The 18,612-nt window shown below is 72.4% G+C and carries 19 protein-coding genes; 8 read left to right on the plus strand and 11 right to left on the minus strand.

The window, feature by feature from the left end:
- Window positions 1–66 precede the first annotated feature (66 nt).
- The 3 genes from DJ476_RS31885 to DJ476_RS31895 form a co-directional block, all read right to left on the minus strand.
- A complete protein-coding gene (locus DJ476_RS31885; RefSeq protein ID WP_103419503.1) occupies window positions 67–1,239 on the minus strand; it encodes an N-acetylglucosamine kinase in 1,173 nt (390 codons plus the stop codon).
- The gene (locus DJ476_RS31890) at window positions 1,236–1,913 is read right to left on the minus strand and encodes a uracil-DNA glycosylase (protein WP_112492680.1); all 678 of its coding nucleotides are present in this window, start codon (window positions 1,911–1,913) and stop codon (window positions 1,236–1,238) included. The genes DJ476_RS31885 and DJ476_RS31890 overlap by 4 nt, the downstream gene beginning before the upstream one ends.
- A 75-nt stretch (window positions 1,914–1,988) precedes the next feature.
- A complete protein-coding gene (locus DJ476_RS31895; protein WP_112492140.1) occupies window positions 1,989–3,074 on the minus strand; it encodes a WD40/YVTN/BNR-like repeat-containing protein in 1,086 nt (361 codons plus the stop codon).
- A 286-nt stretch (window positions 3,075–3,360) separates the two neighbouring features.
- Between DJ476_RS31895 and DJ476_RS31900 the strand changes: the two genes are divergently transcribed.
- On the plus strand, window positions 3,361–4,077 hold the full coding sequence (locus DJ476_RS31900) for a cupin domain-containing protein (RefSeq protein WP_103421823.1): 717 nt from the start codon (window positions 3,361–3,363) through the stop codon (window positions 4,075–4,077).
- A gap of 170 nt (window positions 4,078–4,247) precedes the next feature.
- On the opposite strand, the gene DJ476_RS31905 is transcribed toward DJ476_RS31900, so the two are convergent.
- On the minus strand, window positions 4,248–4,796 hold the full coding sequence (locus DJ476_RS31905; RefSeq protein WP_103421824.1) for a GNAT family N-acetyltransferase: 549 nt from the start codon (window positions 4,794–4,796) through the stop codon (window positions 4,248–4,250).
- Between the two features lie 122 nt (window positions 4,797–4,918).
- Here DJ476_RS31905 and DJ476_RS31910 point away from each other — a divergent pair, with 122 nt between their 5' ends.
- Window positions 4,919–5,383, plus strand: a complete 465-nt coding sequence (locus DJ476_RS31910) for a hypothetical protein (protein WP_112492141.1) — start codon at window positions 4,919–4,921, stop codon at window positions 5,381–5,383.
- Between the two features lie 91 nt (window positions 5,384–5,474).
- Complete coding sequence (locus DJ476_RS31915; RefSeq protein ID WP_103421826.1) at window positions 5,475–6,203, plus strand: class I SAM-dependent methyltransferase; 729 nt, start codon at window positions 5,475–5,477, stop codon at window positions 6,201–6,203.
- Between the two features lie 58 nt (window positions 6,204–6,261).
- On the opposite strand, the gene DJ476_RS31920 is transcribed toward DJ476_RS31915, so the two are convergent.
- A complete protein-coding gene (locus DJ476_RS31920; protein ID WP_112492142.1) occupies window positions 6,262–7,704 on the minus strand; it encodes an FAD-dependent oxidoreductase in 1,443 nt (480 codons plus the stop codon).
- 124 nt (window positions 7,705–7,828) lie between these two features.
- Window positions 7,829–8,521 (minus strand): DUF305 domain-containing protein, encoded by a 693-nt coding sequence (locus tag DJ476_RS31925; protein ID WP_181006715.1) that lies wholly within the window; start codon window positions 8,519–8,521, stop codon window positions 7,829–7,831.
- Window positions 8,522–8,681: 160 nt separating this feature from the next.
- Between DJ476_RS31925 and DJ476_RS31930 the strand changes: the two genes are divergently transcribed.
- Complete coding sequence (locus DJ476_RS31930) at window positions 8,682–10,178, plus strand: LVIVD repeat-containing protein (RefSeq protein ID WP_103421828.1); 1,497 nt, start codon at window positions 8,682–8,684, stop codon at window positions 10,176–10,178.
- A gap of 211 nt (window positions 10,179–10,389) precedes the next feature.
- Here DJ476_RS31930 and DJ476_RS31935 read toward each other — a convergent pair whose 3' ends face one another.
- The 4 genes from DJ476_RS31935 to DJ476_RS31950 all read right to left on the minus strand — a co-directional run bounded on the left by DJ476_RS31935 (window position 10,390) and on the right by DJ476_RS31950 (window position 13,269).
- Window positions 10,390–10,569, minus strand: coding sequence for a hypothetical protein (locus DJ476_RS31935; RefSeq protein ID WP_018492407.1), 180 nt, complete (start codon window positions 10,567–10,569; stop codon window positions 10,390–10,392).
- 204 nt (window positions 10,570–10,773) lie between these two features.
- On the minus strand, window positions 10,774–11,475 hold the full coding sequence (locus tag DJ476_RS31940) for a phosphatase PAP2 family protein (RefSeq protein ID WP_112492143.1): 702 nt from the start codon (window positions 11,473–11,475) through the stop codon (window positions 10,774–10,776).
- A 116-nt stretch (window positions 11,476–11,591) separates the two neighbouring features.
- On the minus strand, window positions 11,592–12,527 hold the full coding sequence (locus DJ476_RS31945; RefSeq protein ID WP_112492144.1) for a M56 family metallopeptidase: 936 nt from the start codon (window positions 12,525–12,527) through the stop codon (window positions 11,592–11,594).
- 97 nt (window positions 12,528–12,624) lie between these two features.
- Complete coding sequence (locus DJ476_RS31950) at window positions 12,625–13,269, minus strand: DUF5134 domain-containing protein (protein WP_112492145.1); 645 nt, start codon at window positions 13,267–13,269, stop codon at window positions 12,625–12,627.
- A gap of 245 nt (window positions 13,270–13,514) precedes the next feature.
- On the opposite strand from DJ476_RS31950, the gene DJ476_RS31955 reads away from it, so the two are divergent.
- Window positions 13,515–14,072, plus strand: coding sequence for a GNAT family N-acetyltransferase (locus tag DJ476_RS31955; RefSeq protein WP_112492146.1), 558 nt, complete (start codon window positions 13,515–13,517; stop codon window positions 14,070–14,072).
- Window positions 14,073–14,295: 223 nt separating this feature from the next.
- Here DJ476_RS31955 and DJ476_RS31960 read toward each other — a convergent pair whose 3' ends face one another.
- Window positions 14,296–14,946, minus strand: coding sequence for a glycerophosphodiester phosphodiesterase (locus tag DJ476_RS31960; protein WP_112492681.1), 651 nt, complete (start codon window positions 14,944–14,946; stop codon window positions 14,296–14,298).
- Between the two features lie 339 nt (window positions 14,947–15,285).
- On the opposite strand from DJ476_RS31960, the gene DJ476_RS31965 reads away from it, so the two are divergent.
- From DJ476_RS31965 to DJ476_RS31975, 3 genes are read left to right on the plus strand one after another with little or no spacing between them, the layout of a single operon-like run.
- Window positions 15,286–16,683: a DUF6421 family protein gene (locus tag DJ476_RS31965; protein WP_112492147.1), complete on the plus strand. Its 1,398-nt coding sequence runs from the start codon at window positions 15,286–15,288 to the stop codon at window positions 16,681–16,683.
- 26 nt (window positions 16,684–16,709) lie between these two features.
- Complete coding sequence (locus DJ476_RS31970) at window positions 16,710–17,477, plus strand: SDR family oxidoreductase (protein ID WP_103421834.1); 768 nt, start codon at window positions 16,710–16,712, stop codon at window positions 17,475–17,477.
- The gene (locus DJ476_RS31975) at window positions 17,474–18,535 is read left to right on the plus strand and encodes a threonine aldolase family protein (protein WP_208623789.1); all 1,062 of its coding nucleotides are present in this window, start codon (window positions 17,474–17,476) and stop codon (window positions 18,533–18,535) included. Before DJ476_RS31970 ends, DJ476_RS31975 begins: the two co-directional genes overlap by 4 nt.
- The last annotated feature ends 77 nt before the right edge of the window (window positions 18,536–18,612 follow it).

The raw sequence follows: 18,612 nt of genomic DNA on the forward strand, positions 1-18,612 counted from the left end.
TCCGATGAGTGGCCTACCGGTGAAGTGTCCGTGTCTGTCGCCCTGTCCGTCCCCTGCGGCCGCCTCCTACGGAGCCCCGTGCGCCGGTACGTCGTCGGGTCCGGGCTCTCCGTTCCGTACCGTCGTCGTCGCACGCCCGGAAGGGGCGCTTCCGTTCCGCGTGTTCTGCACGGACAGCATCGTGGGGTGGTGCGGCAGGCGCAGGTCGTCCGCCGCCAGAGCGCGTGCGATCCGGAGTGCGCCGGTCAGCGGATCGCCCGTACCGGTGGTCAGGCGGGCCTGTGGAACCAGCCGTGCCAACTCCTCGCGCACGGGTCCGATCAGGGGCTCGCCCATCCGGAACAGCCCACCGGTCAGGGCCACTTCGCACCCGCCGTCGGCCTCGGCGCCCTCCTTCGGGCAGACGGCCGCCGCCGCCTCGGCGATATGGACGCCCGCCCTCCGCAGAATGTCCGCCGCGATCGCGTCCGCTCCGGCGCACGCCGCCACCTCCGGGGCGAACGAGGCGAGCACCGCCGGGCGGTCGGAGCGCGGGTAGAGCAGCCCCGGCAGCTCCTCGGCGGGGCCGAACACCGACCGCAGCCGGTCCAGCAGGGCGGGGGAGCCGCCGCGTCGGCCGTCATGGGCCCGCATCGCCGCCTCGAGCCCCGCGCGCCCGATCCACGCACCGCTGCCGTTGTCACCCAGAAGATGGCCCCAGCCGTCGGCCCGCCGCCACTCGACAAGGTCCGTACCGAGGGCGATCATGCCCGTGCCGCCCGCCACGACAGCCCCGGGGCGCTGCCCCACCGCCCCCGCGTACGCCGTCACCGCGTCCGCCGCCAGCGCCAGCCGGCGGACGCCCAGCGCCGCCGCGAGCGCCCCGGGCAGCTCCGCCCGCAACCGTCCGCCCAGGGTGGCCATCCCGGCCGCCCCGACCGCCAGCGCGGCGACCTGCGCGGAGCCGTCCGCCGTAAGACCGGATCCCGTAGGCCCGTTTCCGGCAGGGCCGTTCCCCGGGCGGCCGCCGCCGGCCGCCGCCCGTTCCAGCAACTCCGCCGCCACCGGCAGCAGTTGGTCCAGCAGATGGGCGGCATCGATCCCACCGGTCCCCGTCCGCACCGGCTCGGCGCAGACGGCCGTGGACAGCGGCCCGTCCGAGCCCGCCCGGCCGAGCGCCACCCGCAGCCCCGACCCACCGGAGTCCACCCCCAGGACATACGCATCGGGGGTGATCGCCGAGGGCCGGGTGTCCGTCACGGCAGACGCCAGTCGACCGGCTGCGCCCCCTGGCGCTCCAGCAGTTCGTTGACGCGGCTGAACGGCCGCGAGCCGAAGAACCCGCGGTCGGCCGACATGGGCGAAGGGTGCGCGGACTCGATCGCCGGGAAGTTGCCCAGCTGCGGGCGGAGATTGCGGGCGTCGCGCCCCCACAGCACCGACACCAGCGGGGTGCCCCGGGCCACCAGCGCCTTGATCGCCTGCTCGGTCACCTCCTCCCAGCCCTTGCCCCGATGGGCGGCGGGCCGCTTCGGTGCGGTGGTCAGCGCCCTGTTGAGCAGCAGCACCCCCTGCTTGGTCCACGGCGTCAGATCACCGTTGGACGGGCGGGGCAGGCCGAGGTCCGCGTTCAGCTCCCGGAAGATGTTCTCCAGGCTGCCCGGCAGCGGCCGGACATCGGGGGCCACGGCGAAGCTCAGCCCGATCGCGTGCCCGGGTGTGGGGTAGGGGTCCTGCCCGACGACAAGGACCCGCACCTCCTCGAACGGCTGCTGGAACGCCCTCAGGACGTTGGCCCCGGAGGGCAGATACGTACGGCCCGCGGAGATCTCCGCGCGGAGGAAGTCGCCCATAGCGGCGATGCGTTCGGCCACGGGTTCGAGAGCATCGGCCCACCCCGGCTCAATGATTTCTTTCAACGGTCGTGCTGCCACGCGCCGCACTCTACTGGTGATACGACCACTCCGATCAACTGCCGTCGGCCGAAGGCCCCCGCCCCGCACCCGGTCTCAGTCCAGGGTCACCGCCCGGACGCAGAGCACGTCCGGCAGATGCGAGGCGAGCTGCTGCCAGCTGTCGCCGTCGTCCGCGCTCGCGTACAACTCCCCGTTGCGATTGCCGAAATAGATCCCCGCCGGATCCGCGTCGTCCGTGCAGAGCGCGTCCCGCAGCACCGTGCCGTAGTGCGCGCCACCCGGCAGGCCCACCGTCAGCGGCTCCCAGGTGCGCCCCGCGTCGCTCGTGCGGAACACCCGGCAGCGGTGCTCCGCCGGGACCCGGTCGGCGTCGGCGTTGATCGGGAAGACGTACGCGGTGTCGCCCCGGTGCGGATGCGCCACGGCGGCGAACCCGAAGTCGGAGGGCAGGCCCGCGCCGATGCCGCTCCAGCTGTCGCCCCCGTCGTCGCTGCGGAACACCCCCCAGTGGTTCTGGAGGTAGAGCCGGTCCGGGTCGGCCGCGTCCCGGGTGACCTTGTGGACGCACTGGCCGAACTCCGGGTCCGGATCCGGCAGGAAGACCGCGGAGACGCCCTTGTTCGCCGGCTCCCAGCTCGCCCCGCCGTCCTTCGTCCGGAACACGCCCGCCGTCGAGACCGCGATCGTCACCGCACGGGGGTCCCGGCGGTCGGTGAGGATGGTGTGCAGCCCCTCCCCGCCGCCGCCCGGCTCCCACTTCGACCGGGTCGGATGCTCCCAGAGCGGGCGGACCAGCTCGAAGGACTCGCCCCGGTCCTCGGAGCGGAACAGCGCGGCCGGCTCGGTGCCCGCGTAGACCACGTCCGGTGCCTCGGGACCGGCCGGCTGCAACTGCCAGACCCGCTCCAGCGAGGCCCCGGTGAACTCCGGGAACTTCACCGCGGGCCGCTGCGGCTCGACCCAGCTCTCGCCCAGATCGTCGGAGTGGAAGACGGACGGCCCCCAGTGCGCGCTGTCGCCGCCCGCCAGCAGCCGGGGGGTGTCCCCACGGGTGTCGACGGCCACCGAATAGATCGCCTGCGCGTTGAAGTGCGGCCCCTCGATCTTCCAGTTCCCCTCGCGCCTGCGGCCGATGAAGAGACCTTTGCGGGTGCCCACGGTGAGCAGTACGTCGGTCATGGTCGAGACCTCCCGAAACGCCGTTGTGCCGGATGTGAGCCAGTCTGCACCCGACCACTGACAGTGGCTCGCGCACGCGCCCGGCCCGCCCGGTCACCGGCCCCGGACGTCCTGCCGCACGCGGCACCCTTGACCGCCTGGGGCGGCGGACCTAGCGTTCAGCGGCGTAGAAAGCGCTTGCGCGGCTAGAGGTGGGGCTAGAGGTAGGGCTAGGGCTGTGGAGCCCGTGCGGCCCTGCGGTGGGCCCCGTCGGGACCCTGGTTGACCCCGAGACCCTGGAGCACCCGTGGTGACCTTCGAAGGACTGCCCGGCGCCGTCGCCGTCTCGCACCTGACCGTCTATGACTGGCCCGCCGCCGACGGCCTGCGCGGCGGCACCCCGCATCTGCACCTCACCTGCTCCGAGGGGTACGTCGTCATCGGCGGCACCGGCTCGGTGCAGACCCTCACCACCACCGGCTTCCGGCAGACGCCCCTGGCGCCCGGGACCCTCGTCTGGTTCACCCCGGGCACGATCCACCGGCTGGTCAACGACGGCGGGCTCCGCATCGTCGTGCTCATGCAGAACAGCGGGCTGCCCGAGGCCGGGGACGCCGTCCTCACCCTGCCGCCCGACCTCCTCACGGACCCGGAGACCTACGGCGCGGCCGCCGCCCTGCCCCCGGACGGCACGGAAGCGGAACGGGAGCAGGCGGCCCGGGCCCGGCGGGACCTCGCCGTGGCGGGGTTCCTCGCCCTGCGGGAGGCTGCGGAGGCGGGCGATCCGGAGCCCCTCGCCGCGTTCCACCGGGCCGCCGCCGCCCTCGTCCGCCCCCGCACCGAGGAGTGGCGCACCCGCTGGGAGCAGGGCGCCGCCCAGGCCGCCGCCGCGACCGCCGACCAGCTCGACGCGCTGGGGCGCGGCGAGGGGGACCACCTGGCCGGGGCCCGGGTGCACGAGCGACGGCCGGTGGTACGGGGACGGTTCGGGATGTGCGGCCGGCTGGACGTCTACCAGGTCTGAGCCGCTCGCGCCGCTAGTGGGTGCCCTGCCGCCGCTACCGGGTCTGAGCCCGCGCCCCTCCGGGTCTGAGCCAGTGCCGCTACCGGGTCGGGTCCCTTGCGCCGCTACCAGGTCTGAGCCCGAGCCACTACGGGGTCTCCTGCGCTGCTATCGGGTCTGAGTCCGTGCCACTACCGGAGCTGCGCCTGCGCCTGCACCGAGCGTTCGGCGGGTGCGTCCGCCCGGGAGCACGTCAGCAGCCGTGTCGTGCTGCCGTCGTCCTCCTGGATGTCCCGGACGTGCTCGAACCCGATCCGGCCCAGCACCGCCAGCGAGGCGGCGTTCTCGGCGGCCACGGTCGCGTGCACCTCCGCCAGCCCGAGGGTGGTGAACCCGTGCCAGACGAGGGCGAGCGCCAGCTCCGTACCGAGGCCACGGCCCCAGGCCGAGGGGGCCAGTGCGTAGATGATCTCGTGGCCGCCGGACGCCTCGGTCGGCTTGATCTCGGCGTGCCCCACGAGTTCGCCGTCGGCCCTGACCGCCCAGACCTCGAAGCGGTTCTCGGCGTAGACCCTGGTGAAGATCCGGCCGAAGAGCGCCCGGTCCTCCGCCTCCGTGGACGGCCCGTCGCCCATCCACCGGGAGACCCGGACGTCCTGGAAGAGGGCGACGAACTCCTCCTCGTCGGTGGGCGCGTACGGGGTGAGCAGGAGGCGATCGGTGCGCAGCAAAGGGTTCACAGACGGTGAAACTACGGGCGGAGTCGACGCCCGCACAACCGGATTCCCCTGTTCACGGCCGGTTCGGGGATCTCCGGCGCGGCTGCGATGCTGGAGCGGCACACACCGACAGGGAGCGCACGATGACGGCAGGCAGCGGGTTCACGTTCACGGACGCCGAGAACCACGACGTACCGGTGGGGGTGGAGACCGCCGTGGTCCCGGAAGAGACCGGGGCCGACGCCCGTGTCTCCGTAACGCTGTCACCGGCGCCAGCCCCGTCGCCGGCGCCAGCCCCGTCGCCGTCGACGGGCGAGCTGCGCTGGTCGTGCACCCCGGCGGCGGCCCGGGAGCTGGCCGCTGCGCTGGTCCGGGCGGCCGAGGAGGCGGAGAACGCGTCCGCCGAGGGGCCCGTCACCGTCCGGGCGGACGAACTGCGCCGCGGTGACGTACGGGACGGGGAACGCCCCATGACGGTGGACGGCGCAAGGACCGACGGCTCCACGGCCCACATCACCTGGAAGTCCGTCGAGGGCCGGACCTGGACCCAGAGTTACGACGTCAACACCGCGATCACCCTCAGGCGCCGGCTTCCCGGCACCCGCTGACCCGCTCGGCCGCAGGTCCGCCCGCCGATGCGCCCCGGGAGGCGACGGCTTCGGCCTCCGGGCCGCTCCCGCCCTCGATAGGCTGGCCGCGATGTTCACCAAACAGGGCCCCACCCTCCGCGAACTGGCCGTCCAGGCGCTCTCGTCGACGGAGCGCGGCTACGACCTCCTCGCCCCCAAGTTCGACCACACGCCCTACCGGACCCCGGACCGCGTACTCGACAGCGTCACCCGCGCGTTGGAGCCGCTGGGCCCCTTCGGCACCGGCCTCGACGTCTGCTGCGGGACCGGCGCGGGCGTGGGCGTGCTGCGGCAGGTGTGCCGGGAGCGGGTGGTCGGGGTCGACTTCAGCGCGGGCATGCTGGCCGAGGCCCGTGCGGCGCTGCCGCCGGGGGAGGGCGGACCGGCGGTCGACTGGGTACGGGCCGATGCCCTGGCCCTCCCGTTCGCCCCGGGCTTCGATCTCGCCCTGAGCATCGGCGCGTTCGGCCACTTCCTGCCCGCGGACCGCTTCGGGCTCTTCGCGGAGGTGTACGGGTCGCTCCGGCCGGGCGGCCGGTTCGTCTTCCCGATCGGGGCCCCGCCCGCCGTGGGGTCGCGCGCCTACTGGTCGCTCCTCGGCTTCGACGCGGCGATGCGGGTGCGCAACGCCGTGTGGCGCCCGAAGTTCATCATGTACTACCGCACGTTCCGGCTCTCCGATGTGCTCGACGACCTCACCGACGCCGGCTTCACCGTGGAGTTGAGGGCCCTGACCGATCTGGGGCAGCGCCCCGACGGCTCCCCGCGCGCCCGCCTCGTGGTGGCGGCCCGCGAGTGAGACCGGGACCTTCACCCCGCCGGCCAGGGCGCCTTCACCGCTCCGAGGCGGCAGGCCCTCAGTGCTCCTCGCCCCGGGCCGCCGCCAGCAGCCCGGACCAGTCGGGGATCTTCACCGGCCCCCGCCCCAGCGAGCGCCCCAGGGCCTCCTCCGCCCGCTCGATCGAGAGCCAGCCGTCCCACTCCACCGGCCGCTGCCCCCACGCCCGCAGCACGGCCAGCGGGTCGTCGGCGGCGGGCCGCCGGGCGAGCAGGGGCGCGTCCTCGATCAGCGAGGCGACGGTCTCCTTGGCGCAGGACCGGTTCGACCCGATCACCCCGGTCGGTCCGCGCTTGATCCACCCGGCGACGTACTGCCCGGGCGAGGGCACCCCGTCCCGCAGCACCCGCCCCGCCGCGTGCGGCACCGTCCCGCGCACCGGGTCGAAGGGCAGCCCGGGCAGCTCCACGCCCCGGTAGCCGACCGCCCGCAGCACCAGCTGGGCCTCGATGTCCTCGTACGTTCCCGTGTCCTGTACGCCACCGGCGCCGTCGGGGACCGTACGGGCGAACCGCACCCCCGCCACCCTGCCCCCGCGCTCCAGCAGCTCGACGGGGCGCAGGAAGAACCGCAGCCGGATCCGTCGTACGCCGTCGTACGCCGCCCCGGACGGGCCGTACACGGTTTCGGACGGACCGTGTGCCGCCCCGGACGGCCCGTACACCGGCCCGGAGGGCGCGGGCTCTCCCCGTACCGCCCAGCGGCGCAGCACCTCCAGGTTCCGCCGGACCACCGCCGGCAGCGGCAGCCCGTCCGGGGCCGCGTACGCCGGGTCCCGCGCCAGCTCCGCCGGGTCGACGACGATCCGGGCGCCGGGCAGCGCGCCCAGTTCCCGCAGTTCCTTGGTGGTGAACCGGGCCTGGGAGGGGCCGCGGCGCCCCACGATGTGCACCTCGCGCACCCGGCTGCCCGCGAGCGCCCCGAGCGCGGCCCGGGGGACGTCGGTGGCGCGCAGCTCGTCGGCACCGCGCGCCAGGATCCGGGCCACGTCGACCGCCACGTTGCCGACCCCGATGACCACGGCCGAGCGGGCCCGCAGGGCGAAGTCGTCGGGGGCGGAGTCCGGATGCGCGCTGTACCAGGAGACGAACCGGGTGGCGGAGCAGCTCCCCGGCAGTTCCTCGCCCGGCACCGCGAGCGGGCGGTCGGCGGCGGCCCCCACGCAGTAGACCACCGCGTGGTACAGCTCCGCGAGCCGGGCCGGAGGGACGCCGTCCGCCCCGCCGATCTGCACATGGCCGACGAAGGTGACCCGCTCGTCCTCCAGGACCGCGCGCAGGCTGTTCTGGAGCGATTTGATCTTCTCGTGGTCGGGCGCGACCCCGTACCGCACCAGGCCGTACGGGGTGGGCAGCCGGTCCAGGACGTGGACGCGGACCTCGGGCACGAGCGACTGGTTCAGCAGGGCCTGGGCGGTGTAGACCCCGCTGGGACCGGAACCGACGACGGCGACTCGCAGCACGGCACACCTCTTTTCGGAGGGTGCTTCCAGCATCGCACCGACGGCCGGATCGCGTACTGCGCGCCTCCTGCACGCTGCCCGGCGCCGACACCGGCGTCCAGCGCGCGCACCGAGCAGCCCCCGCTCACGTCATCAGCGCACGCATCCGGTTGATCTCCACGGTCTGCGAGGCGACGACATCGCTCGCCATCTCCTCGACGAACACGTCGTTCCCCTCGGAGAGCGCCTCCGTGGCCATGGTGATCGCCCCCTGGTGGTGGGTGATCATCAGCTCCAGGAAGAGCCGGTCGAAGGTCTTGCCCCGCGCCGCGCGCAACTCCTTCAGCTGCTCCTCGGTCGCCATACCGGGCATTCCGCCGTGGTCATGGTGCTCCGGCTGTTCACGGTCCTCGGCGCCGTTCCTTTTCAGCCAGCCTTCCATCGCGCCGATCTCCGGTTTCTGGCCTGCGGATATGCGCTCGGCGAGGTTCTTCACGGAGGTGGACGAGGCCCGTTCCGGGACGAGTTCGGTCATCACGAGGGCCTGGGCGTGGTGCTCGATCATCATCTGCGCGTAACGGAAGTCGGCGGAGTTCGCGGTGTCCCTGCTCGCCTCCTTCGCCGCCTCCTCGGCGGTGAGCGTCCTGGCCGGCTCGCCCGGTCTGCCGGGGGCCACCACCCCCGGACCTGTGTCCTTGCCCGCGGCCGGTTTCGTGGCGTCGCCGCCGTCGTCGCAGCCGCCCAGGGTGAGGACGGCGGCAACGACCGCCGCCGCGAGGGCGGTTGTGCGCAGCCGGGCGGACGGGCGGTGGATCAACACGGCGACCTCCTGTGCCACATGGGTGTGTTGCAGACCGTTCCTAGCACGCTTCCTCGGGGGCGAAGATCAAAAACTTCATTACGTCTCTGTTGCCATCTGTTGATGTGTACATGAGAGGGACGATACTGCCGGGGTCCGAGAACCGTTCGAACCCCGAACGGATACAAGGGAGGACGCAGTGATCTCGTTGCACACCACCCGCGTGCGGCGCAGACGTCTGGGCGTGGCGGCAGCCGCGGCCGGGCTCTTCGCCGCGCTGCTGACGGCCGCCCCCGCAGCGGCGACACCCGACCCGGGCGACGTCCCGCTCGAACGCGGCTCCGTGACGACCAGTCAGCAGGCCGAGGCCCGCGCCGCCATCCGCGGCGGCGACATACCGGGCGTGGACGAGATCGTCCACAGCTCCAACATCAAGCACCTGACGAACGTCCCGAAGGGCGCCCTGAAGGGCACCAACACGGACCTCGCGTTCCAGGGGAAGTACGCCTACGTCGGCAACTACGACGGCTTCGTCGTCTACGACATCAGCAACCCGAAGAAGCCGAAGACCGTCTCCGAGGTGCTCTGCCCCGGCTCGCAGAACGACATCTCGGTCTCCGGGAACCTGCTGTTCCTCTCCACCGACTCCTCGCGCAGCGACGACTCCTGCTCCAGCACCACCCAGCCCGCCACGGAGAAGTCCTCCTGGGAGGGCATGAAGATCTTCGACATCAGCAACAAGCGCCACCCCCGGTACATCGCGGCCGTCGAGACCGCCTGCGGCTCGCACACGCACACCCTCGTACCGGACAAAACGAAGAAGAACATCTACATCTACGTCTCCTCCTACGGCCCCAACGAGGCGTTCCCCGACTGCCGGCCGCCGCATGACGGCATCTCCATCATCAAGGTGCCGCTCAAGGCGCCGCAGAAGGCCCGTCTCGTGGACTTCTCGGTCCTCTTCCCGGACGGCGGCAACCCGGGAGCGCCGGAGAACCCGGGCGTCACCAAGACGTCGGGCTGCCACGACATCACGGTCCTGCCCTCCCAGGACCTCGCGGCCGGTGCCTGCATGGGTGACGGCATCCTGTTCTCCATCAAGAACCCGGAGCGCCCGAAGATCATCGACCGGGTCCAGGACAACGTGAACTTCGCGTTCTGGCACTCGGCCACCTTCAACCAGGGTGCGAAGAAGGTTGTCTTCACCGACGAGCTCGGCGGCGGCGGCGCGGCCACCTGCAACGAGGAGATCGGGCCCAAGCGGGGTGCCAACGGCATCTACGACATCGTGGGCAAGGGCGACCACCGCAAGCTGGTCTTCCGCAGCTACTTCAAGATCGACCGCCACCAGGCCGACGTCGAGGTCTGCGTCGCCCACAACGGCTCGATCATCCCGGTGAAGGGCCGCGACATCATGGTCCAGGCCTGGTACCAGGGTGGTATCTCCGTCTGGGACTTCACCAACTCCTCCAAGCCGAGGGAGATCGCCTTCTTCGAGCGCGGCCCGGTCACGCTGAGCCAGGTCACCACGGCCGGCCCCTGGTCGACGTACTACTACAACGGCCACATCTACTCCAGCGACATCGCCAAGGGCTTCGACGTACTGAAGCTGACGGACAAGCGCACCGACCCGGCCGAACGGGTCAAGCTGGACGAGCTGAACGTGCAGACGCAGCCGGACTACTTCGCCCGCTGATCGAGGGCAGGGCACGTACTCCGCCGAGCACGCCCCACTGATGGGGCCGGTACACACCGGCCCCATCAGTGCGTGTGCATGCGCGTGCGACGCAGATTATTCATTGACCGATGAGGCGGGGCAGGGACATGCTGTAGGCCGCGCCTGGATCCGGCGACGCGGGGGATCGCCGGAGTCAGGCGCGCTCCCGGGGATACGGCTCGTCAGGGGCTCAGACGCCGGTACGGGCGTTACGGGCGCCGGCGCCGGTCGCGGCGGCCCACTCCACCAGCAGACGCTGGTACTCCGCCTCGTCCTGCGGGGACAGGTAGCCGCCCGAGCGCTGCCACAGGCCGCGGATGTCCGCGTTGACTTCGGTGGCGGAGCGCGTGGAAACGGACGACGACGACATCGGGGACATGGATACAAGGCTACGGCCCCGATCCGATGATCCGACCCCTCGCGGGACGGGATATCCCTCACACAGCGGGGATTCGGGGCGGGATCTCGGTCACACTCCGGGCCCTGGAGGGGTTACGGGCGGCCCTTGGGCCGCCACGGGCTCACCCTCCACCGACTGACGCTCCACGGGTTACGGGCTCCGCCCTCCGTCGGCTCACGCTCCACGGGTTACGGGCTCTGCCTCCCGTCGGCTCACGCTCCACGCGTACCCGGCGACGGCGAACGCCACCACCGCGACGCCCAGCAGCACCCCGCCCACCACATCGGTCAGCCAGTGCACCCCCAGATACAGCCGGGTCACCGCCACCCCGGCCACCGAGACCGCCGCCACCCCCACCGAACCGGCCCACAGCGCCGGACCGGCCCCGTACAGCCGCAGCAGCCACAGGAGCAGTCCGCAGCTCACCACGGCCGTCATGGCGTGCCCGGAGGGGAAGGCCGCGAAGTGGGCCGTGTCCACCGGCTCCGGCCAGCGCGGGCGGTCACGGTCGACGGCCGCCTTCACCCCCTGCTGGAGGAGCGAGCCGAGCAGACTGGCCGCCGCCACCCACAGGGCGAGCCGCCGGGCACCGCGCCACCACAGGACCACCACGGCCACCGCGACCAGCGCCCGCATCGTCCAGGGGTCCCAGAACCAGTCCGTCAGCACCCGGTTGACCCGGACCTGTCCGGGGTCGGCCAGCGCGTGCCGGTGCAGGCCGTCGGCGACCGTACGGTCCAGGGCCATCAGCGGGGACCACTGCGCCACCACCAGGGCGAGCAGCGCCACGAACAGGGCCGTGCCCGCGATCCCGGCGGCCAGCGCGGCCGTGGGGCGGGGGGAGGGGGCGGGCCGGGTGATGTGGGGGGAGTACATGGGCCGATCCTCGCGGACGCCACCGCCGCATGGCCAACCCGGAGCACGAAATTCCGGGCCGGTTCGGCAGGTTCGCCGGTTCGGCGCCGCGTCGGCCGGTCGGCGCCCCCAGGCTTTCAGCCCAGCGCGCGGAGCCCCGGGACGAAGGCCACCACGACCGGGATGACCGGAACCAGCGCGGCCGCCGCCGTCAGCCGCAGCCGCCGCCCCGCCGTCAGCCGGTCGACCGGGGCCAGCAACCGGTTGACCCGCAGCGGCACTTGGGCGTCCGGGGTGGGGCAAGGCCCGAAGACCCCGCGGTCCTCGTTGAGCCCGACCAGGGCGAGCGCGGTCGTGAGCCGGCCGAAGCGGCGCGAGGCCACGTCGTCGGCGGCCAGCTCCACCAGCCGGTGCATCTCGTCGCGGAACGCGGCGAACACCGGGATCTGCGGGAAACCGTTGGCCAGCGCCGAAGAGCAGTGCAGCAGCCAGTCGTGGCGGGCCTGCGCATGGCCCTGCTCATGGGCGAGCACGGCATCGAGCTGACGGCCCTTCAGCCGACCGAGCGCCGCCGTGGTGATGACCAGTTGGGGCGCCGCGCCGGGCAGCCACCAGGCGTCCGGGCGCGCGCCCTCCAGCACCACGAGACGGTCGGCACCGGGCTCCTCGCCCGGCATCAGCGGGGCGCGGACCAGCAGTTCCGCCCGGCGCTGCTTGCGCCGCCGCCGCGCGCGCCGGATCTCGCGCAGGAGCATCGCGCCGCTCCACAGGCCGCCCAACGCCAGCAGCACCGCGATCACCGCCGACCAGGGCCCGTACGCGGCCAGGGCGTACGCCTCGACCACCGCGTGCGGGGCGGGGGCGAAGACATGGCCGCGCACCGCCTGCCAGGCGGCGGCCGCGCTGAAGACCATGGAGAGCGCGAACGAGACGAGCACCCCGGCCACCACGCACTGCCATACCCACAGCGCCACCACCGGTTCCCGCTCCGGCCACCGGGCCCGGGCCATCAGGCGCGGGGTCACCAGAGCGGTCAGTGCACCGAGCAGCAGCAGCGCGAGGGAGACCAGCATGACGTCAGCCTATGAGGGGCGGGCGATCCACGGGTACGGCTCTGCCCGGCAAGTGACGTAGACCACGGTTTGGAAGGCCTCTGTCCCACGATCCGTCTCACAGGGTGAGAAGCATGGCGAACATGGCGAGGCCCATCGTCAGCCGGCAGGCCGCCGTCAGCTCGGTCCCCCCGCCCGCCGGGCCGCCCGGGACACCGCCCGGACCGCCTCCGAAACCGCCCCGTACGATCCCTTCCGCACTCCCGCCCGCGAAGCCGGCCACTGCTGTCCCCGCCGGTATGAGGTGCCCGGCCGAGCGCAGCACGTACAGCGCGTAGTAGACGAGCAGCACCCCCGTCAGCAGGGGGAGGCCCCCCGCGCCTCCCATGCCGCCGTCCCCAACCGCCCCGTGCCCGGCGTGCCCGCCCGCGCCCGCCACCCCCGGGGCCATCGCCACGGCCATGTAGACCATCGCCAGCGAACCCACCAGGTGGTGCAGATGGTGGCCGCCGTGCCGGGCCCACCGGAGCGCCCGCAGCGCGGCGGCGCCGAACACCACCCCGTACACCGCCCAGGCCCACTCCGGAGGCGTCAGCACCGCTGCGGGGAGGGCCATCGCCGCCATGCCGAACCCCATCAGCGCCTCGCTGCGCGCGGTCCGGCGCTCCTGCGGGGTGCCGGTGCGGGTGCGCAGCAGGCAGTAGGCGCCGCTCACCGCGCACAACGCCACCATCAGCCAGCCGGCCAGGGCCCCTCCGTGCACGGCGAACCTCCCCCTCGGACGTACAGCCCAGTGCGGCGGCGTACGGCCACGAAACCGCGCGCGGCGGCGTACGGCACCGTTCTGGTCGATGCCCAGGCCCGGGCCGCCGAACCCGGCGCGTGGGGGCGTGAAGGGGGTGCGCCGGGGCCCGGGAGGGGCGCTCCGGGTCGCGTTACTCTCGACCCGCACGCGTGCACCCCACGCGGCGAGCAGCAGCGAAGCAGCAGAGAACGGAGCGTTTCCCCATGGACACCGCCACGCCCCCCGGCTCGGCCCGCCTGACCTTCCGCGACGCGACCGACGCGGACGCCCCGGCGCTGGTGGCGCTCATCGAGTCCGCCTACCGGGGCGACTCCAGCCGCACCGGCTGGACCACGGAGGCCGACCTCCTGGAGGGGCAGCGGACCGACGAGGAGGGTGTGCGCGCGGTGATCAACGCTCCCGCGAGCAGGCTGCTGGCGGTCGAGCGCGACGGCGAACTGATCGCCTGCTGCCAGCTGGAGCACCGTGGCGACGCGGCGTACTTCGGGATGTTCGCGGTCCGCCCCGGCGCCCAGGGCGGCGGCCTCGGCAAGGTGATCATCGCGGAGGCGGAGCGCACGGCCCGGGAGAGCTGGGGCGTGCGCGAGATGCACATGACGGTGATCTCGGTGCGCGAGGAGCTGATCGCCTGGTACGAGCGGCGCGGCTACCGGCGTACGGGGCAGCTCACGCCGTTCCCGTACGGCGACGAGCGCTTCGGCATCCCGCAGCGGGACGACCTGGCCTTCGAACTCCTGGTCAAGAACATCGAAGCCCTCTAGAGGCCAGGACCCGGGCCTCAGGCCTCCGGGCCCGGGCTTACAAGGCCCCGGGCCCCGGGTTCCGTACGTCCCTGGCCCCGTACCCTCCGCCCCCGGCCGCCGGCCGTCGGCCTCAGGCCTCCGGCTCCCGGGGCCTCGGGTTCCGTACGCCCCCGACCTCCGGCCCCGGCCGCCAGTCTCAGGCCTCCAGTCCCCCCACCGGGGCCCCGCCCCCGCCCCGGCTTCAGGCCGTGAAGCGGCCCGTGCGGCGGATCTCGGGGAAGTCCGTGGTGACGCCGTCCAGCTCCAGGGCCCGGGCGAGGCGCAGGTGGTCCTGGGTGTTCACCACCCAGCCGATCACCTTGACCCGCTCCGCGTGCGCCAGCTCCACCACCTCCAGGGTCAGCCGGCGGATGTTCAGTGCCAGGCTCTGGGCGCCCGCCGCCTTCGCCCGCTCCACGATGTCCCCGCTCCAGTGGCTGGCGACGAGGACCGTCCGTACCCCCGGCACCAGCCGGGCGATCTCCACGACGGCCTCGTCGTGGAACGAGGAGACCTCAACCCGCTCGACCAGGTCGCGGGCGAGAAGCACGTCCGCCAGCGCGCGGGCCGCCGCCACGTCCTTGATCTCGGCCTGGAGCGGGGATTTCACCGCGTCCAGGACCTCCTCGAAGACCGGGACCCGCTCGCCCTGCCCGGCGTCGAGCGCCCGCAGCTCCGCCAGGGTCTTGCCCGCGATGGGCCCGGTGCCGTCGGTCGTCCGGTCCACGTCCGCGTCGTGCATCACGGCGAGCGCGCCGTCCTTGCTCAGGTGGAGATCCAGCTCGATGACGTCCATCCCCGCCTCTTCCGCGCGGACGAAGGAGCGCAGGGTGTTCTCGGGCTCGACGCCCATCACGCCGCGATGGCCCAGGGTGAGAAATGACAAGGCGACCTCGTTCCCGTCGGCGGCTGCCCGCCAACTGCTCGTGCCCGCAAGGAGATACGGAAGGAGATACGGCAAGACGGCACCGGTGAGGGTAGCGGCCGGGGCCATGGATGTCTGCCGCCGTGCGGGCCCGATGGGCCGGAGGGAGGGAGGGCAGTGGGAACTATCCGCCTACCCGGCATACGACAGGAAAAACAGCGGTGACCATAGGGGGTCGGCAGGATAATTTTCGGGTCTTCACTTGTGTGAAGTAACCCGGCGCGGCTACGGTGACTGCACGCGAGGTTCTCCCGTGGAGGAAGTGTTATGACGGAAATTCTTGTGCACGATGCCACCGAAGGCGCGATAGCTGCTGCCCCGCGGGTGGTCGAGCACCCGGCGTGGCCCGCGCTCAGGGATGCCGTCGAGGAGCTTCGCCCGTGGCAGTCCAAGGACGGCTCCATCGACTTCGATGCCGAGGGCGCCCCGTCCCCGGCCGATGTCGAGCGCGTCCTGGAGCGCGTGATCGGCGCGGTGGAGGAGCTCTCCCCGCTGCTGCCGCACGACGCCGCCTACCACCGTGCGCTCGTCACCGACCTGCGCCGCTGGGCCGCCGACGGCTTCCGCGTACCGGACTTCCTGGACTCGCTGCTCGCCTTCCAGCCCGCGCGGAACCGGGTCGACGGCCTCCAGCACCTGGTCGTCTTCCCCATGTACACGCAGAACGGCAACCCGGACCGCAACTTCGAAGCCGTCGTGCTGAAGATGGTCTGGCCCGAGTGGCTCGCCGACCTCGAGGCCACCCGCTACGACAACCCCCTCTTCTGCGGGATCACCTTCGAGGACTTCACCGCCGGTTACGACACCAACTCCGCGGTCCTCTTCCCCGAGACCATCGCCGTGCGCGAGGCCCCCGAGCGCTTCAGCTGGGGCGGCATCTTCTGCGACCGCGAGGCCGCCCGCTTCCGCCGTGTCACCGAGGCCTCCGTCGAGCTGCTCGGCCTGGAGCTGCCCGAGGACATCCGCGAGATGGTCGGCGACCAGAAGCGGTGCGAGCAGGCGTTCGTCCTGTGGGACATGGTCCACGACCGCACCCACAGCCACGGTGACCTGCCGTTCGACCCGTTCATGATCAAGCAGCGCCAGCCGTTCTGGATGTACGGCCTGGAGGAGCTGCGCTGCGACCTCACCGCCTTCAAGGAGGCCGTGAAGCTGGAGGCCGAGGGCAACAGCCACGGCCGCGATGTCCAGTACGCCGTCCTCTTCGACCGGATGTTCCGCTTCCCGGTCACCGGCGACCGCGTCCGCAACTACGACGGCCTCGGCGGCCAGCTCCTCTTCGCCTACCTGCACAAGCACGATGTCGTCCGCTGGACCGACAACACCCTGAAGATCGACTGGGAGCGTGCCCCGCAGGTCACCAACCAGCTCTGCGCCGAGATCGAGAAGCTCTACCGCGACGGCATCGACCGCCCCAAGCTGGTCCACTGGTTCGCCGCCTACGACCTGGTCTCCACCTACCTCGCCCCGCACCCCGGATCCACCTGGGCCAAGGGTCCCGACGCCCTCGACCTCACTCAGCCCCCTCGCAAGCTCGTCGACGACGTGCTTCCGGACGAGTTTCCCCTGAGCATGTTCTATGAGGCGCTCGCCAAGAAGCTGAAGCACGTGATTGCCTCCGCCAAGGGAATTACCGCCGCGAGCGCCGAGAAGGCAGCCGCGTGAACGCATCTCCTGAGGAGGCGGTGGCCATGAACGGAACAGGCAAGGGCGAGGGGACAGGTGTGCTCGAAGGTGCTGTGATCGCGGTCGCCGGAGCGGCGGGGCCCGCGGGCCGCGCGACGCTGCTGCGGCTCGCGGAGGCCGGTGCGACCGTCGTCGGCTGCGACGCCAACCCCGAGCGGCTCGCGGAAGCGGTGGACGCCGCCCGCTACGCCCACGGCGGTGCGACCGTCACCGGCGAGACCGTCGACCTCTTCGACCTCGACGCGGCCCGGGACTGGGCCAAGCGGACCGAGGCCGAGTTCGGGCGGATCGACGGCCTGGTCCACCTCGTCGGCGGCTGGCGCGGCAGCCCCAGCTTCCAGGAGACCAGCCTCGCGGACTGGGACACCCTGGAGAAGCTGCTGATCCGCACCGTCCAGTCCACCTCGCTCGCCTTCCAAGAGGCTCTCCAGCGCAGCGACAAGGGCCGGTATCTGCTGATCAGCGCCGCGGGCGCCGGCAAGCCCACCGCGGGCAACGCCGCCTACTCCGCCTCCAAGGCCGCCGCCGAGGCCTGGACCCTCGCCCTCGCGGACGCCTTCCGCAAGGAGGGGGGCGACGACGGCCCCGCCGCGGCGGCTGCGATCCTGGTGGTCAAGGCACTGGTGAACGACGCCATGCGCGCCGAGCGCCCGAATGCGAAGTTCGCGGGCTTCACCGACGTCAAGGAGCTGGCCGAGGCCATCGCCGGCGTCTGGGACCGGCCCGCCCCCGAAGTGAACGGAAAGCGCCTGTGGCTGACCCCGCAACCGTGAGGACCGACGCGCGCCGCCACCACGACCCGCAGGTGCGCGGGTTCGCGAGCGACAACTACGCCGGCGCGCACCCCGAGATCCTCGCGGCCATCGCCCTCGCCAACGGCGGCCACCAGGTCGCCTACGGCGAGGACGACTACACCGGCCACCTCCAGCGCGTCATGCACAGCCACTTCGGCCCCACCGCCGAGGCCTTCCCGGTCTTCAACGGCACAGGAGCCAACGTGGTGGCCCTCCAGGCGCTCACCGACCGCTGGGGCGCGGTCATCTGCGCCGAGTCCGCGCACATCAACGTGGACGAGGGCGGCGCGCCCGAGCGGATGGGCGGCCTCAAGCTCCTCACCGTACCCACGCCGGACGGCAAGCTCACCCCCGAGCTGATCGACCGGCAGGCGTACGGCTGGGACGACGAGCACCGGGCCATGCCGCAGGTCGTCTCGATCACCCAGAACACCGAGCTGGGCACCGTCTACACCCCTGACGAGATCCGCGCCATCTGCGACCACGCCCACGAGCGCGGCATGAAGGTGCACCTCGACGGGGCCCGGATAGCCAACGCGGCCGCCTCCCTGGACGTGCCGATGCGGACGTTCACCAACACGGTCGGCGTCGACGTGCTCTCCTTCGGCGGCACGAAGAACGGCGCCCTGTTCGGCGAGGCCGTCGTCGTGCTGAACCCGGACGCGGTCCGGGCGATGAAGCATCTGCGCAAGCTCTCCATGCAGCTCGCCTCGAAGATGCGCTTCGTCTCCGTCCAGCTGGAGGCGCTGCTCGCCAAGGACCTCTGGCTGCGCAACGCCCGGCACGCCAACGCCATGGCCCAGCGGCTCGCCGAGGGCGTCCGCGCCATCGACGGTGTGGAGATCCTCTACCCGGTCCAGGCCAACGCCGTCTTCGCCCGGCTGCCGCACGCGGTCAGCGAGCGGCTCCAGGAGCGCTTCCGCTTCTACTTCTGGGACGAGACCGCGGGCGACGTCCGGTGGATGTGCTCCTTCGACACCCGCGAGGACGACGTGGACGCCTTCCTCCAGGCGCTGAAGGAAGAGATGGCGCGGTAGCGGACGCCCAACTGTTCGCATGGATATGCGGCCGACCGGAAATCGATTGATCTCCGGTCGGCCGCTTCCGTACGCTC

The organism is Streptomyces bacillaris, assembly GCF_003268675.1.
Classification (GTDB): Bacteria; Actinomycetota; Actinomycetes; order Streptomycetales; family Streptomycetaceae; genus Streptomyces; species Streptomyces bacillaris.